Raw genomic sequence first — 18,471 nt, forward strand, 5'->3', positions numbered from 1 at the left:
ATCCGCCCTACGGTCAGGTCAGCTGGCGGACGCGGCTTTCGGCAGGATGTCGTTGGCCACCATCTCGCCGAACGGGCTGACGTAGCCGCGCGCCTGCGGTTGCTGCGGCTGGGCGATATCCAGATGCGGGAAGAGCAGTTCGGCGACCCGGTAGGACTCTTCCAGGTGCGGGTAGCCGGAGAAGATGAAGGTGTCGATACCGAGCTCCGCATACTCCTTGACGCGGGCCGCCACAGTCGGGCCGTCGCCGACCAGCGCGGTGCCGGCGCCGCCGCGCACCAGGCCGACGCCGGCCCAGAGGTTGGGGCTGACTTCCAGCTTGTCCTTGCTGCCGCCATGCAGGGCGGCCATGCGCTGCTGGCCGACGGAGTCGAAGCGCGCCAGGGACGCCTGGGCGCGGTCGATGGTGTCCTGGTCCAGGTGGGAGATCAGGCGGTCGGCGGCCTTCCAGGCTTCCTCGTTGGTCTCGCGGACGATGACGTGCAGGCGGATGCCGAAGCGCACGCTACGGCCCTGCCTGGCGGCCTTCTCGCGGACCTGGGCGATCTTCTCGGCGACGGCGGCCGGCGGCTCGCCCCAGGTCAGGTACAGCTCGACCTGCTCGGCGGCGAGGTCCTGGGCCGCATCGGAGGAGCCGCCGAAGTACAGCGGCGGGCGTGGCTGCTGGATCGGCGGATAGAGCAGCTTGGCGCCCTTCACCTGCAGGTGTTTGCCGTCGTAGTCGACGGTCTCGCCTTCCAGCACGCGGCGCCAGATGCGGGTGAACTCGACGGAGGCTTCGTAGCGCTCGGCGTGGCTCAGGTGCAGGCCGTCGCCGGCCAGCTCGTCCGGGTCTCCGCCGGTCACCAGGTTGAACAGCGCGCGTCCGCCGGAAAGCCGGTCAAGGGTGGCGGCCTGGCGCGCGGCCACGGTCGGGGAAATGATGCCCGGGCGCAGGGCGACCAGGAATTTCAGGCGCTGGGTCACCGGGATCAGCGAGGCGGCGACCAGCCAGGAGTCCTCGCAGGAACGGCCGGTGGGGATCAGCACGCCGCCGAAGCCGAGGCGGTCGGCGGCCTGGGCGACCTGTTGCAGATAGCCGTGGTCCACCGCGCGGGCGCCTTCGGCGGTGCCCAGGTAGCGGCCGTCGCCGTGGGTCGGCAGGAACCAGAAGATGTCGAGACTCATCGCAATTGCTCCAGATAAGCGCGCCGGCGTGGCGTAGCCGCGCGATGAAGGGATTCGGGTATTTCGTGTTGCTGCTGTTCTTCGTAGGAGCGAGCTTGCTCGCGAACAGATTTCCCGGCAGCGCTGGCGCTGGGCGGGTTCGCGAGCAAGGACCAGGCGTCCCCCTCGCTCCTACACAAAGCGGATCAGTTGCTGGTGGCCACCTTGGCCGGCGCCGTCCACACCACGTCCTTGATGCTCAGCTGCTTGGGAATCAGCTTCAGCTGGGTGAAGGTGTCGGCGATCTTCTGCTGCGCGGCGGTGACTTCCGGGGTGATCGGCTGGGCGCCGTAGCCCTGGCGTTTCACGGCGGTGAGGGTGATGTCCGCCGGCAGGCCGAGCAGCGGTGCGACCTGGTCGGTCACCTGCTGCGGGTTCTGCTGCGACCACTGGCCCACCGAACGCACTTCGTCGATCAGGGTGGTGATCACCTGCGGGTGATTGTTCGCGTAGGGGCGGGTCGCCAGGTAGAACTGGTGGTTGTCCACCAGGCCGGTGCCGTCCACCAGGGTGCGGGCGGAGAGCTGCTTCTCGGCCGCTGCCTGGTACGGATCCCAGATCACCCAGGCGTCGACGCTGCCACGCTCGAAGGCGGCGCGGGCGTCGGCCGGCGGCAGGTAGACGGGCTGGATATCGGTGTATTTCAGGCCGGCCTTCTCCAGGGCGCGCACCAGCAGGTAGTGCACGTTGGAGCCCTTGTTCAGGGCAATCTTCTTGCCCTTGAGCTCGGCGAGGGATTTGATCGGCGAATCCTTGGGCAGCAGGATCGCCTCACTGGTCGGCGCCGGCGGTTCGTGGGCGACATAGACCAGGTCGGCACCGGCGGCCTGGGCGAATACCGGCGGAGTCTCGCCGGTGACGCCGAAGTCGATGCTGCCGACGTTCAGGCCTTCGAGCAGCTGCGGGCCGCCGGGGAATTCTGTCCATTGCACCTTGACGCCCTGCTCGGCCAGGCGCTTCTCCAGCGTGCCGCGGGCCTTGAGCAGCACCAGGGTGCCGTACTTCTGGTAGCCGATACGCAGGGTACCGGGTTGTTCTTCTGCCTGGGCGTTATAGGACAGGGCCGCGATCAGCAGGGCCGCCAGTCCACTACGCAAAGTGAGGGTCCGCATGGGAGTGCTCCTTTATCGAGTGTGCTTGCCGGACCTGCGGTCCCGTTGACGGGACGGTGAGGGCCTTTTCGTGGTGTACGGGAGTCGTCGCCTGCCGGGTCGGGGCTTGGCGTTGGTATCTTGGGGATCAGATGCTCCAGCGGGCGTTGATCAGCCGCTCGTTGAGCAGGTTCGGGTCGATGGGTTTGGGGCGGCGTGCCAGGGCGCCATGGAACTGTTCCAGGGCGTCCAGCAGGCGATGTTCCAGGGCCGGGTCGAGGCGTGCCGGCTTACTGCCTTCGGCGTACTGCACCTGGTTGTCCTCGGCGAACACGCCGTGCAGGGTTTCCTGGGCCTTGAGCGCGGCGAGAACCGGCTTGAGCGCGTAATCCACCGCCAGCATGTGGGCGTTGCTGCCGCCGGTGGCCAGGGGCAGCACCACCTTGTGGCTCAGCGCCCGCTCCGGCAGCAGGTCGAGCAGGACCTTCAGTGCGCCGGCGATGGACGCCTTGTACACCGGCGTTGCGATCACCAGGCCATCGGCGCGGGCCACCTGTTCGATCAGCTCCACCACTCGCGGGCTGTCGAATCGCGCGTGCAGCAGGTCCTCGGCCGGGAAGTCGCGCACCCCGTAGGAACGCAGCTCGGCGCCACGCTCGTGCAGCCAGTTCCGCGCGACGTCCAGGAGGACGCCGGAACGGGAACGCTGGCTCGGGCTGCCGGCAAGGGTGACTACGTACATGTGCGCGATTCCTTATAACGATCTGAGCGATTCAGTCATCGCCCTGCTAACCAATGTGCATAGACCTTAACAGCCCATCTAATATTCCAATAAATGTTATTTATTCATTTAGTTATGCGATTTTGATTTAAATGTAGGAGCGAGCTTGCTCGCGAACGCTCTCCGGCTACTCCGGCATCAAGCGGTTCGCGAGCAAGCTCGCTCCTACGAAAAACCAGTCGTCTCGGCTGAAGACAGTCAGATGACGTGGGACTGGTGCAGCTCGGTCAGCGCTTCGCCGCGCAGGTAGGCCAGCTCCACCGCGCGGCGATCGCGCGGGCGCGGCAGGGGCACGGGGAGTTCGCGGCGCAGGCGGCTGGGGCTGCCGCCCAGCAGCAGGACGCGGTCGCTGAGGTAGAAGGCTTCGTCGAGGTCGTGGGTGACCAGCAGGATGCTGATGTCGTATTCCACCGCCAGGTCCTGGATCAGGTCCTGCAGGCGGATGCGGGTGAAGGCGTCCACGGCGCTGAACGGCTCGTCCAGCAGCAGTACCTGCGGCCGCCCGTAGAGACCACGGGCGATGGCCGCGCGCTGGGCCATGCCACCGGAGAGCTGCTTGGGCAGCAGGTCGCCCTTGCCTTCCAGCCCCACATCGCGCAGCAGATGCTCGATGCGGTGGTCGTCGGCCAGCCAGCCGTCGGCGAAGCCGATGTTCTGCGCCACCGTCAGCCAGGGCAGCAGGCGCGGCTCCTGGAACACCACGCCGATGCCACCGCCGCCACGGCCACTCTCGCCATCCGGGCCGAAGCCCAGCAGCGGGTTGCGCTCCAGGCAGCCGGCAAACTCGTCGTCCAGCCCGGCGGCGATACGCAGCAAGGTACTTTTCCCACAGCCGCTGGGACCGAGCAGGCTCACAACCTCACCCGGCGCCAGGCTCAGGCTGACGTCGTCCAGCACCCGCACGCCGGAGAAGCTCTTGCGGATATCCCGCAGTTCCAGCAAGGCGCTCATCAGCTGTCTCCGTTGCCGGCAAAGGTGTCGCGCCAGGCCAGCGCACGCTGTTCCAGCACCTTGAGCAGGCTGTCGCTGAGCTTGCCGAGCACCGCCAGCACCAGGATGGCGGCGATGACGATGTCCGGTCGTGAGGTTTCCCGGCCGTCGCTGAGCAGGTAGCCCAGGCCACGGGTGGCGGCAATCAGTTCGGCGGCGACCAGGAACATCCAGCTCAGGCTCAGCGCGCCGCGCAGGCCGGTGAACAGGCTCGGCAGCGCCGCCGGCAGGAGGATGCGCCGTACCAGGGCGAAGGGCGACAGGTGATACAGCCGGCCCAGCTCCACCCACTTGCGGTCGACGTTGCGCACGCCGGCCACCAGCGAGAGGTAGACGGGGAAGAAGGCGCCGAGAGCGATCAGCACGATCTTCGGCGTCTCGTCGATGCCGAGCCAGAGCAGCAGGAGCGGCACCCAGGCGAGACTGGGGATCGCCCGCAGCGCCTGGAAAGTCGGCTCCAGATAGGCCTCGGCGCGCTGGCTGAGGCCGACCCAGGTGCCGATCAGCACGGCGGCGGCCGCGCCGATGAAGAAACCCGCCGCGACCCGCGCCAGGCTGGCGGCGACATGCTTCCAGAGCTCGCCCTGGGCCAGTTGCCAGAGCGTCAGCGCGACGCTGCTGGGCGCCGGCATCTGGTGTTCGGCGAGCCAGCCGATGCGCACCGCCAATTCCAGCGCCACGCAAAGCAGCAGCGGCACCAGCCAGGCGCGCCAGCTCAACCGCGGCCAGCGCAGTATGAAGGCGCGACGCTGGCGGGCCAGGCGCAGGCTCTGGGTTGGCATGGACTATTGCTCCACCTTGGCGACGGCAGGCTTGCCGATCACATCGCCGGCCAGTTGCGGGTCGATCAGTTGATCGACCACGGCGGTGACATCGGTACCCGGTCGCACCAGTTGCTCATCGAGCAGAATCGGCGCGGCGGCCTTCAGCGCGGCAACCTGCTCGGCACCCGGCAACGGCTTGCTGAAGTCGGTGCGCGAGAGTTGCAGCTTGGCCACTTCCAGCGGCAGCTTGGCTTCCTCGGCGAGCAGCTTGGCGGTCTCCTCCGGATGCGCAACGGCCCACTGACGCGCCTCTTCATAGGCGGCGATGACCTGCTTGATCAGCGCCGGCTGCTCCTGCTCGAACTTCTCGGTGACGCTGAGCACGCCGTAACTGTTGAAGTCGACGTTGCGGTACAGCAGGCGCGAGCCGGCCTGCAGCTCGCTGGCGGCCATGTGCGGATCGAGACCGGCCCAGGCGTCCACCCTGCCCTGCTCCAGCGCGGCGCGGCCGTCCGGGTGCTGCAGATGGACGATCTCCACGTCGTTCTTGTCCAGCCCCGCCTGCTGCAGGCTGCGCAGCAGGAACAGGTACGGGTCGGTCCCCTTGGTAGCGGCGATCTTCTTGCCCTTGAGGTCGGCGACGGACGTGAGCGGCGAATCCTTCGGCACTACCAGCGCGGTCCATTCCGGACGGCTGGCGATGTAGACGGTCTTCAGCGGGCTGCCGTTGGCGCGGCTGAGCACGGCGGCAAGCCCGGCGGTAGACGCGAAATCGGTGCTGCCGGCGTTGAGGTATTCCAGCGAGCGGTTGCTGCCCTGGCTGAACACCCAGCGCACCTCGGTTCCCTGCGGCTTGAGGGACTTCTCCAGCCAACCGAAGTGCTTGAGCACCAGGCTGGTGGGCGCGTAGTAGGCGTAGTCCAGCCGCACTTCTTTCGGGGCGTCGGCTGCTTGGGCGGGAGCGTTGTAGGCGCCGATCGGCAGGCTCGCGAGAAGAGCGACGGCCAGGCTGCGGCGCCAGGTGGAATGACCCATGGTCGTTCTCCTTGGCGTGGGCTGACGTCTTCTCCCCGTGTGGCGGGCAAGTCAGAACAGATAAAAAAGCGCGGCGTGGTCCGCGCGTGAAAACTGAAAAAAATGGGCCGGCGAACCGGCCCCATTACCCTGCTCGAGGTTGAAACATCGAGACCCGGAGCGCGCGAGCCAGAGCCAGGCAAGGCACCAGCGGCAGTGCGAGCGGAGCGTGCTGAAGCACATGAGCATCTCGCTGTCGCTGGCAACGCAGGCTGGCCGACGCGCAGCCGCTTCGGATCATTTGTTCGGTTGGGGCGTCAGCCGCAGGTAAGGCTTGATTGCACGATAGCCCTTGGGGAAACGCTGCCTGATCTCTTCCTCGTCCTTGAGCGAGGGCACGATCACCACGTCGTCGCCGTCCTGCCAGTTGCCCGGGGTGGCGACCTTGTGGTTGTCAGTCAGTTGCAGCGAGTCGATCACCCGCAGGATCTCGTTGAAGTTGCGTCCGGTGCTCGCGGGGTAAGTGATGGTCAGGCGCACCTTCTTGTTCGGGTCGATGACGAACAGCGAACGCACGGTCAGGGTATCGTTGGCGTTCGGGTGGATCAGGTCGTACAGCTCGGACACCTTGCGGTCGGCATCGGCGATGATCGGGAAGTTGACCACGGTATTCTGGGTCTCGTTGATGTCGTCGATCCACTTCACGTGGGAGTCCACCGGGTCAACCGAGAGTGCTATCGCCTTGACGCCGCGCTCGGCGAACTGGTCTTTCAGCTTGGCGGTGAGCCCAAGCTCGGTGGTGCACACCGGAGTGAAGTCGGCCGGGTGGGAGAACAGCACGCCCCAGTTGCTGCCGAGCCATTCGTGGAAGCGAATGCGGCCTTCGCTGGATTCCTGTTCGAAGTCGGGGGCGATGTCGCCAAGTCGCAAGCTCATGGGTCTCTCCTTGTTCATGTTGAGGTCAACTATGCACAAGGTCTTTTTTAATTAAAAAGAATATATTTTGATTTTCTTATAACCAAAACAACAAGTCCGAGCCTGTCTGCCAGCGCTCGGTCCTGAAACGAAACCCTGCCGTTCGTCGCAAGCCTAGTGGCACGCAGGTTGGCTGCATACACTCCTAGGTAATTGATCCTTTTGCACAGGAGGCGACTTCATGGTCGGTCAACGGTCCAACGATGCCCATGCGGCAACCCACTACCGCAGCGACCGGATCACCTCGGTCAATGGCCAGTACTTCTTCTCAACGCGGGAAGGAACGCTGGAAGGGCCTTACTTCACTCGCTTCGATGCCGAACGCGAGGTTGCGAAGTACATCGACCGCATGAGGCTGGCAGCAGGCCTGTTCGTACGCGCCGCACGCTGATCCGGTACAGCGCAGGGCGTTTGCCGTTGCAGACGTCCAGGCTATTCGTTCAGCCGGAATACGCTGGTGGCGAGCAAGCTCGCTCCTACAGTTCCACATCTGTGCAACCTGGCCGCTCCAGGTCATGTGGTAGATATCTATTAGCGAGCAGCACTCCGCCGGAGACCCTCTCAATCCTGTCAAAATAAAATGCCCCCGGCATATTTGCCGGGGGCTTTTTCGTCGCTACTGGCCCGCTTGCGTGGAGCGGGCCGGAGGAACGCGGTATTGACGGAGGCTCAACGCACCGCTTCGAACAACCCCGTGGCGCCCATGCCGCCGCCCACGCACATGGTGACGATGCCGTAGCGCAGGTTGCGGCGTTGCAGCTCACGCACCAGGTGGCCCACCTGGCGCGAGCCGGTCATGCCGAAGGGATGGCCGATGGAGATGGAGCCGCCGTTGACGTTGTACTTCTCGTTGTCGATGCCCAGACGATCGCGGGCATAGAGGCACTGGGACGCGAAGGCTTCGTTGAGCTCCCAGAGGTCGATGTCGGCGACCTGCAGCCCCCTGGCCTTGAGCAGCTTGGGCACCGAGAACACCGGGCCGATGCCCATTTCGTCCGGCTCGCAACCGGCGACGGTGAAGCCACGGAAGAAGGCCTTGGGCTTGAGGCCCAGCTCCAGCGCTTTCTCCAGGCTCATCACCAGGGTCATGGAGGCGCCGTCGGAAAGCTGCGAGGCGTTACCGGCGGTGACCGAGCCATCCTCGGCGAACACCGGCTTGAGGGAGTTCAGGCCCTCGATCGTGGTGTCCGGGCGGTTGCAGTCGTCGCGATCGACCACGCCATCGAGCACTTTCTTCTCGCCAGTGGCCTTGTCTTCCACCAGGTACTTCACGTTCATCGGCACGATTTCATCGTTGAACAGGCCCTCGGCCTGGGCGCGGGCTGTGCGCTGCTGGCTCTGCAGGGCGTAGAGGTCCTGCTGCTCGCGAGTGACGTTGTAGCGACGGGCGACGATCTCGGCGGTCTGCCCCATGGGGTAGTAGATACCGGGGAACTCGGCTTCCAGGCGCGGGTTCACGAAGTTGTCGCGGTTCATCTTGCCCGCGGTCATGGTGATGGACTCGACGCCGCCGGCCACCAGGATGTCGCTGCAGCCCGAAGCCACCTGGTTGGCGGCGATGGCGATGGCCTGCAGGCCCGAGGAGCAGTAGCGGTTGAGGGTCATGCCGGCGACATGGATACCGAGCTTCGACAGCACCGCCGCATTGCGGCCGATGTTGTGGCCCTGGGCGCCTTCGTTGGAGCCGGCGCCCACCACGCAGTCGTCCACCAGCAGCGGATCGAGGTCGTTGCGCGCGAGCAGCGCGTCGATGCAATGGGCGACCATGTCGTCCGGGCGGGTCATGTTGAATTTGCCCCGGAAGGACTTGGCCAGGCCGGTACGGACGCTGTCGACGATCACCACTTCGCGCATGGGAAACCTCGTTCTGATTGTTCGTTGGGGAGGATGCTGTGGCCCCGAGCATAGGCGGCAGTGAGGACGCACCGCGACGATCATTCACCAGCCGTATAGGCCAGCCCTCACCCCCGTTGTGCGGCACGAACGAAACCGCCGCCCGGAGGCGGCGGTTTCAGGGGTGAAGCGACAGCGGTCAGACGGTATCGGTCTTGATCACGTGATCGCCGAGCAGGCCGTTGAGCACCTGCTGGGTATCGCCCGCCGAGAGCACGCCATTGCCCGCATGGCCGGCGTACTTGGCGGACAGGTCGACGTTGGCCAGGTCGATGGTCTGGGTCACCGGGCCGGTGCCGGTGGGCATGACGCCGATGCTGGTGGTGCCGGAGGTCACCGTGAAGTTCAGGTAATGCGCCAAGGACGAAGCCGTGGCGGCCTCTCCCTGCAACAAGTCGGTCAGGTTCAGCGTGTCGCCTTCGGCGATGCTGAAGTCCTTGATCACATCGTGACCGGTGTCCCCTGCCTTCCAGACGAACTCATCCGCGCCGGTACCGCCGAACATGATGTCGTCGCCGGGGCCTCCGATCAGCTTGTCGTTGCCACCCTGGCCGAACATCAGGTCATTGCCGGCCCCGCCTTCGAGGATGTCATTGCCGCCACGGGGATCGCCGGCGACATTGAGCTCCTGGGCATGGGCGGCGATGTAGTTGAGCAGTTGCCCGGTGGAAGGCGCCGTTCCACCGTTGGTGGCGGTCAGATAGTCCACCAGCCCCTGGAGGCCGGCACCGTTGTGCGTGCCCGCGGCATGGCCCGCCCAGCTCAGGTTGTCGGTGTTGATGGAGTCACCGAAGAGAATGTCGTTGCCGGCACCGCCCACCAGATGGTCATTCCCGACCGGCTGCGCAACACCGCCCTTGTCCCCCACCAGCACATCGCTGCCGTTGCCGCCCGCGATATCGCCGCTCTTGTCGGCATCGGTCGGGTTCGGAATGGTGTGCTGGGTCGTCGAGGAGCCGCTGTCGTCGGCATTGCTGCCCACCACCAGCAGTGTCGGGGTGTTCATTTCCAGGCCAAGATTCAGGTTGGCATGGTCGCCATCGCCGTCAGTCACGACAACGCCGAAGTTGAGCGCCAGGTCCGGCGGCAGCACGGCGCGATCGGCGGAAAGGGTCAGGACCCGGTAATCGCCATCGCTACTGCCCAGTACCACCGTGCTGAAGCCGCTCTCCGCCAACTGGGCGGCCGAACCGGTGATGAAGTGCCCATTACTCAGCAGGTTCCAGGTCGTGGAGGCGCTCTCGCCGGTACCCGCCGGAGGTACGAAGGTACCGCTGGCCAGTAGCGCCCCGGCCGCACTCAGCACGCTCCAGGTGAGAGTGTCCCCGGACGAGAGCTTCTGAACCTTGAAGCTCGCGTTATAGACAGTATCGCTGAAGGCGATCTTGAGGCTCTCACCGGTATCGATCGTGTTGTTGTCGATCCCCATGCCGTTGGTTGACGGGTTCACCAGGTGACCGGCGGTGGTGGTGAAGGTTGCGCTGAGTCCGGACGACGTCAAGGTGAACGAAGGTGCCGGCCCGCTGGCATTGATCGTGGTCAGGTCGTACCCCACCTCGGCAGTCGGCCGCGAGTTGACCACATCGAAGCTGTAGGTGCCGTTGCTGTTGATCTGGAGCGTGAAGAACGGCTGGTTGTCACCGTCCAGGGCGGTCAGCAGGGAGCCGCCCCCCGCCAGGCTGGTGACCACATAGTGCAGTCCACTGGGTGCCGTATTACCGCTCAGATCGAAGCCTCCACGACCGTCGGCACCGAAGTTGACATCCAGGATGCCCTCCAGGTGGAAGCCCTTGGCATCGAAGACGTTCTGGGTGAGCGGTTGGCTCACCACAGGGCCGTCGTCAGCGAAGGCCACTTTGCCGCCAAGATCAAGGTTGGTCGAGGAGGTGGAGGTGTCACCGTCGAAGTCGGTGATGCTGGCGGTACCGTGCAACTGCACCAGGCCCGTATTGAGCACGGCCTGTTGGCTGTCATAGTTGCTGTCGCTGCCCGGCAGCGCATGGTCGATCGCACTGTTCTGGGTCAGGGTGACTACCCCGGTACTACTGTTCGCCGAGAGCGAGAAGACGGTATTGCCGGCGCTCACCGCCCCCAGGCTATTGGCGGTGCTGCCGACGACCTGGCCGCCGATGGTGTAGAGGTAAATTGCCGCGCCGCCGCTGCTCAGCCCGGAGAAACTCCCCTGCGTCACGCCTGCACTCAATTGCAGTGCGTAGGTCCAGCTCACCGCCGAGGCCGGGGTATCGGCACCGGCATTTTGCTGGGTGACGGTAAAGGCACCGGAGAAATCGGCCGTATCGTGGTCGGCATTGACACCGATGGTCAGGGCATCATGGGTCTCCAGCGCATCGATCTGAGCGTTGCTCAAACCAACGCTGATGCTCGGGCCATCGTCATCGAAGGTGACCTTGCCGCCCAGGTCGAGACTGGTGGTAGAGGTCGCCTTGTCACCGTCGAAGTCGGTGATGCTCGCGGTCCCCTGCAAGCTCACCAAATCGCTGCCCAGGGAGATCTGCTGGTCACTGCCCGGCTTGGGATGATCGAGCTCGGCGTACTGGGTCAGGGTGACCTTGCCGCTGCCGTCGACGCTCAGGCCGAACACGGTGTTGCCGGCGGTCACGGCGCCCTGAGTGCTCGCCGTGCTGCCCACCACCTGATTGCCGATCTGGTACAGGTAGATGGTCTGGCCACCGCTGCTCAGACCGGAAGCGGTGCCGCCCGCCACGTCCAGGTGCATGGCATAAGTCCAGCTCACTGCCGAGGCCGGGGTATCGGCGCCGGCATTTTGCTGGGTGACGGTAAAGGCACCGGAGAAGTCCACCGTATCGTGGTCGGCATTGGCACCGATGGTCAGGGCATCATGGGTCTCCAGCGCATCGATCTGAGCGTTGCTCAAACCAACGCTGATGCTCGGGCCATCGTCGTCGAAGGTGACCTTGCCACCCAGGTCGAGACTGGTGGTAGAGGTCGCCTTGTCACCGTCGAAGTCGGTGATGCTCGCGGTCCCCTGCAAGCTCACCAAATCGCTGCCCAGGGAGATCTGCTGGTCACTGCCCGGCTTGGGATGATCGAGCTCGGCGTACTGGGTCAGGGTGACCTTGCCGCTGCCGTCGACGCTCAAGCCGAACACGGTGTTGCCGGCGGTCACGGCGCCCTGAGTGCTCGCCGTGCTGCCCACCACCTGATTGCCGATCTGGTACAGGTAGATGGTCTGGCCACCGCTGCTCAGACCGGAAGCGGTGCCGCCCGCCACGTCCAGGTGCATGGCATAAGTCCAGCTCACTGCCGAGGCCGGGGTATCGGCGCCGGCATTTTGCTGGGTGACGGTAAAGGCACCGGAGAAGTCCACCGTATCGTGGTCGGCATTGGCACCGATGGTCAGGGCATCATGGGTCTCCAGCGCATCGATCTGAGCGTTGCTCAAACCAACGCTGATGCTCGGGCCATCGTCGTCGAAGGTGACCTTGCCACCCAGGTCGAGACTGGTGGTAGAGGTCGCCTTGTCACCGTCGAAGTCGGTGATGCTCGCGGTCCCCTGCAAGCTCACCAAATCGCTGCCCAGGGAGATCTGCTGGTCACTGCCCGGCTTGGGATGATCGAGCTCGGCGTACTGGGTCAGGGTGACCTTGCCGCTGCCGTCGACGCTCAAGCCGAACACGGTGTTGCCGGCGGTCACGCCAGCCTGAGTGCTCGCCGTGCTGCCCACCACCTGATTGCCGATCTGGTACAGGTAGATGGTCTGGCCACCGCTGCTCAGGCCGGAAGCGGTGCCGCCCGCCACGTCCAGGTGCACGGCATAGGTCCAGCTCACCGCCGAGGCCGGAGTATCGGCACCGCTGCTCTGCTGGGTGATGGTGAAGGCACCGGAGAAATCGGTTGTATCGCTGTCGGAGGCGTTACCGATGGTCAGGTGATCCTGGGTTTCCAGACCGCCGACCTGGGCATTGCTGAGACCCACGCTGATGCTCGGACCATCGTCGTCGAAGGTGACCTTGCCGCCCAGGTCGAGACTGGCGGTGGAAGTGGCCTTGTCACCGTCGAAGTCGGTGATGCTCGCGGTACCCTGCAGGCTCACCAGGTCGCTGCCCAGGGAGATCTGCTGGTCACTGCCCGGCTTGGGATGATCGAGCTCGGCGTACTGGGTCAGGGTGACCTTGCCGCTACCGTCGACGCTGAGGCCGAACACGGTATTGCCAGCGGTCACGGCGCCCTGAGTGCTGGCCGTACTGCCCACCACCTGATTGCCGATCTGGTACAGGTAGATGGTCTGGCCGCCGCTGGTCAGGCCGGAAGCGGTGCCGCCCGCCACGTCCAGGTGCATGGCATAAGTCCAGCTCACTGCCGAGGCCGGGGTATCGGCGCCGGCATTTTGCTGGGTGACGGTAAAGGCACCGGAGAAGTCCACCGTATCGTGGTCGGCATTGGCACCGATGGTCAGGGCATCATGGGTCTCCAGTGCATCGATCTGAGCGTTGCTCAAACCAATGCTGATGCTCGGGCCATCGTCATCGAAGGTGACCTTGCCGCCCAGGTCGAGACTGGCGGTGGAGGTGGCCTTGTCACCGTCGAAGTCGGTGATGCTCGCGGTGCCCTGCAGGCTCACCAGGTCGCTGCCCAGGGATATCTGCTGGTCACTGCCCGGCTTGGGATGATCGAGTTCGGCGTACTGGGTCAGGGTGACCTTGCCGCTGCCGTCGACGCTGAGGCCGAACACGGTGTTGCCGGCGGTCACGCCAGCCTGAGTGCTCGCCGTGCTGCCCACTACCTGATTGCCGATCTGGTACAGGTAGATGGTCTGGCCGCCGCTGCTCAGGCCGGAAGCGGTGCCGCCCGCCACGTCCAGGTGCATGGCATAGGTCCAGCTCACTGCCGAGGCAGGGATGTCGGCGCCAGCGATTTCCTGGGTGATGACGAAGGCACCGGAGAAGTCCACCGTATCGTGGTCGGAGGCATCGCCGATAGTCAGCGCGTCATGGGTTTCCAGACTGCCGACCTGAGCATCGCTGAGGCTGATGTTGCTGCTCGGGGTATCGTCGTCGAAGGTGACCTTGCCGCCCAGATCGAGACTGGTAGTGGAGGTGGCCTTGTCACCGTCGAAGTCGGTGATGCTCGCGGTGCCCTGCAGACTCACCAGGTCGCTGCCCAGGGAGACCTGTTGATCATGATCGGGCTGGGTATGATCGATAGCAGCGTACTGGGTCAGGGTGACCTTGCCGCTGCCGTCGACGCTCAAGCCGAACACGGTGTTGCCAGGGGTCACACCAGCCAAGGTGCTGGAGGTGCTGCCCACCACCTGCGTGCCAACTTGGTACAGGAAGATGGCCTGGCCACCGCTGCTCAGACCGGAAGCGGTGCCCCCCGCCACGTCCAGGTGCACGGCGTAGGTCCAGCTCACTGCCGAGGCAGGAGTGTCAGCACCCGCGTTTTGCTGGTTGATGGTGAAGGCAGCGGAGAAATCGGTTGTATCGCTGTCGGAGGCATTACCGATGGTCAGGTGATCCTGGGTTTCCAGGTTACCGATCTCGGCATTGCTGAGCCCCACGCTGATGCTCGGACCATCGTCGTTGAAGGTCACCTTGCCGCCCAGGTCGAGACTGGCGGTGGAAGTGGCCTTGTCGCCGTCGAAGTCGGTGATGCTGGCGGTGCCCTGCAGGCTCACCAGGTCGCTGCCCAGGGAGATCTGCTGGTCACTGCCCGGCTTGGGATGATCGAGCTCGGCGTACTGGGTCAGGGTGACCTTGCCGCTGCCATCGACGCTGAGGCCGAACACGGTGTTGCCGGCGGTCACGCCAGCCTGAGTGCTCGCCGTGCTGCCCACCACCTGATTGCCGATCTGGTACAGGTAGATGGTCTGGCCGCCGCTGCTCAGGCCGGAAGCGGTGCCGCTCGCCACGTCCAGGTGCATGGCATAGGTCCAGCTCACCGCCGAGGCCGGGGTATCGGCGCCGCTGCTCTGCTGGGTGACCGTGAAGGCGCCGGAGAAGTCCACCGTGTCGTGGTCGGAGGCATCGCCGATAGTCAGCGCGTCATGGGTTTCCAGGCCAGCGATCTGGGCGCCGCTGAGATCGGCGGTAATGCTCGGACCATCATCGTTGAAGGTCACCTTGCCGCCCAGGTCGAGACTGGCGGTGGAAGTGGCCTTGTCACCGTCGAAGTCGGTGATGCTGGCGGTGCCCTGCAGGCTCACCAGGTCGCTGCCCAGGGAGATCTGCTGGTCACTGCCCGGCTTGGGATGATCGAGCTCGGCGTACTGGGTCAGGGTGACCTTGCCGCTGCCGTCGACGCTCAAGCCGAACACGGTGTTGCCGGCGGTCACGCCAGCCTGAGTGCTCGCCGTGCTGCCCACCACCTGATTGCCGATCTGGTACAGGTAGATGGTCTGGCCACCGCTGCTCAGGCCGGAAGCGGTGCCGCCCGCCACGTCCAGGTGCACGGCATAGGTCCAGCTCACCGCCGAGGCCGGAGTATCGGCACCGCTGCTCTGCTGGGTGATGGTGAAGGCACCGGAGAAATCGGTTGTATCGCTGTCGGAGGCGTTACCGATGGTCAGGTGATCCTGGGTTTCCAGACCGCCGACCTGGGCATTGCTGAGACCCACGCTGATGCTCGGACCATCGTCGTCGAAGGTGACCTTGCCGCCCAGGTCGAGACTGGCGGTGGAAGTGGCCTTGTCACCGTCGAAGTCGGTGATGCTCGCGGTACCCTGCAGGCTCACCAGGTCGCTGCCCAGGGAGATCTGCTGGTCACTGCCCGGCTTGGGATGATCGAGCTCGGCGTACTGGGTCAGGGTGACCTTGCCGCTACCGTCGACGCTGAGGCCGAACACGGTATTGCCAGCGGTCACGGCGCCCTGAGTGCTGGCCGTACTGCCCACCACCTGATTGCCGATCTGGTACAGGTAGATGGTCTGGCCGCCGCTGGTCAGGCCGGAAGCGGTGCCGCCCGCCACGTCCAGGTGCACGGCGTAGGTCCAGCTCACCGCCGAGGCAGGAGTGTCAGCACCCGCGTTTTGCTGGGTGATGGTGAAGGCACCGGAGAAGTCGGTCGTCGCAGTGTCGGAGGCGTTACCGATGGTCAGGTGATCATGGGTTTCCAGGTTACCGATCTCGGCATTGCCGAGGCCCACACTGATGCTCGGACCATCGTCATTGAAGGTCACCTTGCCGCCCAGGTCGAGGCTGGCGGTGGAAGTGGCCTTGTCACCGTCGAAGTCGGTGATGCTCGCGGTACCCTGCAGGCTCACCAGGTCGCTGCCCAGGGAGATCTGCTGGTCACTGCCCGGCTTGGGATGATCGAGCTCGGCGTACTGGGTCAGGGTGACCTTGCCGCTGCCGTCGACGCTGAGGCCGAACACGGTGTTGCCGGCGGTCACGGCACCCTGAGTGCTGGCCGTGCTGCCCACCACCTGATTGCCGATCTGGTACAGGTAGATGGTCTGGCCACCGCTGCTCAGGCCGGAAGCGGTGCCGCCCGCCACGTCCAGGTGCATGGCATAAGTCCAGCTCACTGCCGAGGCCGGGGTATCGGCGCCGGCATTTTGCTGGGTAATGGTGAAGACGCCGGAGAAGTTGGCCGTAGAACTGTCGAAAGCGCCTCCGATGGTCAGCGCATCATGGGTCTCCAGAGCCCCCGCCTGCGCACCATTGACGCCAACGCCAATGCTTGGGCGGTCGTCATCGAAGGTCACCTTGCCGCCGAGGTCCAGGCTCGCCGTGGAGGTGGCCTTGTCGCCATCGAAGTCGGTGATGCTCGCGGTACCCTGCAGGCTCACCAGGTCGCTGCCCAGGGAGATCTGCTGGTCACTGCCCGGCTTGGGATGATCGAGTTCGGCGTACTGGGTCAGGGTCACCTTGCCGCTGCCGTCGACGCTCAGGCCGAACACGGTGTTGCCGGCGGTCACGCCAGCCTGAGTGCTCGCCGTGCTGCCCACCACCTGATTGCCGATCTGGTACAGGTAGATGGTCTGGCCACCGCTGCTCAGACCGGAAGCGGTGCCGCCCGCCACGTCCAGGTGTACGGCGTAGGTCCAGCTCACTGCCGAGGCAGGAGTGTCAGCACCTGCGTTTTGCTGGGTGATGGTGAAGGCACCGGAGAAGTCGGTCGTCGCAGTGTCGGAGGCGCTACCGATGGTCAGCGCGTCATGGGTAACCAGGGAGCCCACCTGCCCCTCGCCAAGGCCGATTGCAATGCTCGGACCATCATCGGCGAAGCTGACGCGACCACCCAGGTCCAGCGTACTGGAGGAGGTAGCGGTGTCGCCGTCACGGTCGGTGACCACCAGGGTGCCCTGCAGTTGCACCAGGCCCAGGTCGAGCACTGCGCTCTGCCCGGCGAAGTTGCCATCGCTGCCCGGCAGCGCATGATCGATCGCGCTGAACTGGGTCAGGGTGACCACGCCGGTGCTGCCGTTCACCGACAGCGAGAAGATGGTGTTCTCCGCGGTGATGCCGGCCGCGCTGGCGGAAGTGGAGGCCACGATGACGCCACCGACGCTGTGCAGGAAGATCGCCGCACCACCGCTGGTCAATCCAGAGTTGCTGCCGTCGGCACCGACCAGCTGGAGGCTGTAGCTCAGCACGGTGCTGCCGGCGCCATCGGCGCCGTAGCTGGCGTTGACCTGGAAGGCCGCGCTGAAGTCGGCGCTGCTGCTATCGGAATCAGCCCCCAGGGTGGCGGCGTCATGGGTCAGCAACGCGCCGTCCACCCCACCGTTGGCGGCAAGCGCGGCACTCGGCAAGGCATCGACGATGCCGACGGCCAGGTTGCTGGTGCTGGTGCCCCCGGTACCGTCAGTGATGGTGTAGGGCACGTTGAGAGTCAGGGTGTCCTGCCCCGCCCCCGGATGGTCCACCGGCTGCAGCAGGTTGAGTTCGAAGGCGCCGGTGTTGATGTTGGTCAGCGTCAGGGTGAACACCGGAGTGCCGTTGGCACTGGCGGTGAGCGTATGGCCATCGGCGCTGACGGTGTAGGTCAGCGGCACGCCGCCGGACGTCAGGTTGGGCAGGCCGGCCGTCCCCCAGGTGAAGCCGCCGGCGCCATTGGTGCCGAAGTCGTAGTTCAGGCTGCCGCCCAGCGTAGCGCCGCCGGGGCCGCCCAGGGCATTTTCGCCGATACTGATGGCACCGGGACCGGAGCTGGCTGCCTCATCGAGTGGCGCGGCAACGCGGTCTTGCGGGAACAATGGGCCCCAGGTGAGCGGACCGGTAGGGAAGCCGATCTCCGGGCCGACATGCCCGGCAACCTCGGTCAGGAGCACGAAGGAGTGCCCACCGCCCGGCTGCCCATTGGCTCCGCCGGCAGTACCGGCACTCGGGCCGGCGGCGGTGGCTTCGGCTGCCTTGGTCGGGTCCACGCCGGCGGCGATTGCCGCTTGCAGGGCCTTCACGTCAGTGATGTCCTGCTTGGTCGGTGTCGCGGGCTGCTGGGTGACAGCCTGTTGCTGGCCGTCCTGCGAGTGGTGGGCGGCGGACTGCAACTGCGCGGTCATGGGAAGGGAGCTGTCACGCCCGAGGGTGATTTCACCCCCTCCGGCGATTTTCAGTACCACTGAGCCATGGGCACCGGTGACCAGCTGTTCACCAACGAACACCTTGTCTCCCTGGCTCAAAGGACGACGCGATCCATCGGCGGCTACCGCAAACACTTCGCCGACCACTTTACTGACGACACCCATCAACGTAGCCATGAGTCCTTCCTCCGCTCCACTGCCTGAACCGGTTCCACCGGCATGCAGCTATCCGAAACAGGCCAAGGCACG

The 18,471-nt window shown here is 65.3% G+C and carries 10 protein-coding genes; 1 reads left to right on the forward strand and 9 read right to left on the reverse strand.

Going from position 1 to position 18,471, the window contains the following annotated elements:
- Window positions 1–18 precede the first annotated feature (18 nt).
- The 7 genes from ssuD to ACAW63_RS25270 all read right to left on the reverse strand — a co-directional run bounded on the left by ssuD (window position 19) and on the right by ACAW63_RS25270 (window position 6,782).
- Window positions 19–1,167 (reverse strand): FMNH2-dependent alkanesulfonate monooxygenase, encoded by a 1,149-nt coding sequence (ssuD, locus tag ACAW63_RS25240; protein ID WP_371230035.1) that lies wholly within the window; start codon window positions 1,165–1,167, stop codon window positions 19–21.
- 185 nt (window positions 1,168–1,352) lie between these two features.
- Window positions 1,353–2,318, reverse strand: coding sequence for a sulfonate ABC transporter substrate-binding protein (locus tag ACAW63_RS25245; RefSeq protein WP_371230036.1), 966 nt, complete (start codon window positions 2,316–2,318; stop codon window positions 1,353–1,355).
- Window positions 2,319–2,445: 127 nt separating this feature from the next.
- A complete protein-coding gene (gene ssuE / locus ACAW63_RS25250) occupies window positions 2,446–3,039 on the reverse strand; it encodes an NADPH-dependent FMN reductase (protein ID WP_371230037.1) in 594 nt (197 codons plus the stop codon).
- A gap of 237 nt (window positions 3,040–3,276) precedes the next feature.
- Window positions 3,277–4,029 carry an ABC transporter ATP-binding protein gene (locus ACAW63_RS25255; RefSeq protein WP_371230038.1) on the reverse strand — a complete coding sequence of 251 codons (753 nt, stop codon included), beginning with the start codon at window positions 4,027–4,029 and terminating at the stop codon, window positions 3,277–3,279.
- Window positions 4,029–4,850: an ABC transporter permease gene (locus tag ACAW63_RS25260; RefSeq protein WP_371230039.1), complete on the reverse strand. Its 822-nt coding sequence runs from the start codon at window positions 4,848–4,850 to the stop codon at window positions 4,029–4,031. The genes ACAW63_RS25255 and ACAW63_RS25260 overlap by 1 nt, the downstream gene beginning before the upstream one ends.
- A gap of 3 nt (window positions 4,851–4,853) precedes the next feature.
- Window positions 4,854–5,867 carry an aliphatic sulfonate ABC transporter substrate-binding protein gene (locus ACAW63_RS25265; protein WP_371230040.1) on the reverse strand — a complete coding sequence of 338 codons (1,014 nt, stop codon included), beginning with the start codon at window positions 5,865–5,867 and terminating at the stop codon, window positions 4,854–4,856.
- Window positions 5,868–6,143: 276 nt separating this feature from the next.
- Window positions 6,144–6,782 (reverse strand): peroxiredoxin, encoded by a 639-nt coding sequence (locus tag ACAW63_RS25270; protein ID WP_371230042.1) that lies wholly within the window; start codon window positions 6,780–6,782, stop codon window positions 6,144–6,146.
- 220 nt (window positions 6,783–7,002) lie between these two features.
- Between ACAW63_RS25270 and ACAW63_RS25275 the strand changes: the two genes are divergently transcribed.
- On the forward strand, window positions 7,003–7,212 hold the full coding sequence (locus ACAW63_RS25275; protein ID WP_371230043.1) for a DUF6316 family protein: 210 nt from the start codon (window positions 7,003–7,005) through the stop codon (window positions 7,210–7,212).
- Window positions 7,213–7,490: 278 nt separating this feature from the next.
- On the opposite strand, the gene ACAW63_RS25280 is transcribed toward ACAW63_RS25275, so the two are convergent.
- A complete protein-coding gene (locus tag ACAW63_RS25280) occupies window positions 7,491–8,675 on the reverse strand; it encodes an acetyl-CoA C-acyltransferase (protein ID WP_371230045.1) in 1,185 nt (394 codons plus the stop codon).
- A 178-nt stretch (window positions 8,676–8,853) separates the two neighbouring features.
- A complete protein-coding gene (locus tag ACAW63_RS25285) occupies window positions 8,854–18,399 on the reverse strand; it encodes a retention module-containing protein (protein ID WP_371230046.1) in 9,546 nt (3,181 codons plus the stop codon).
- Window positions 18,400–18,471 lie beyond the last annotated feature (72 nt).

Origin of the sequence: Pseudomonas sp. QE6 (genome assembly GCF_041379005.1) — a bacterium.
In the GTDB taxonomy this organism is placed as follows: domain Bacteria; phylum Pseudomonadota; class Gammaproteobacteria; order Pseudomonadales; family Pseudomonadaceae; genus Pseudomonas.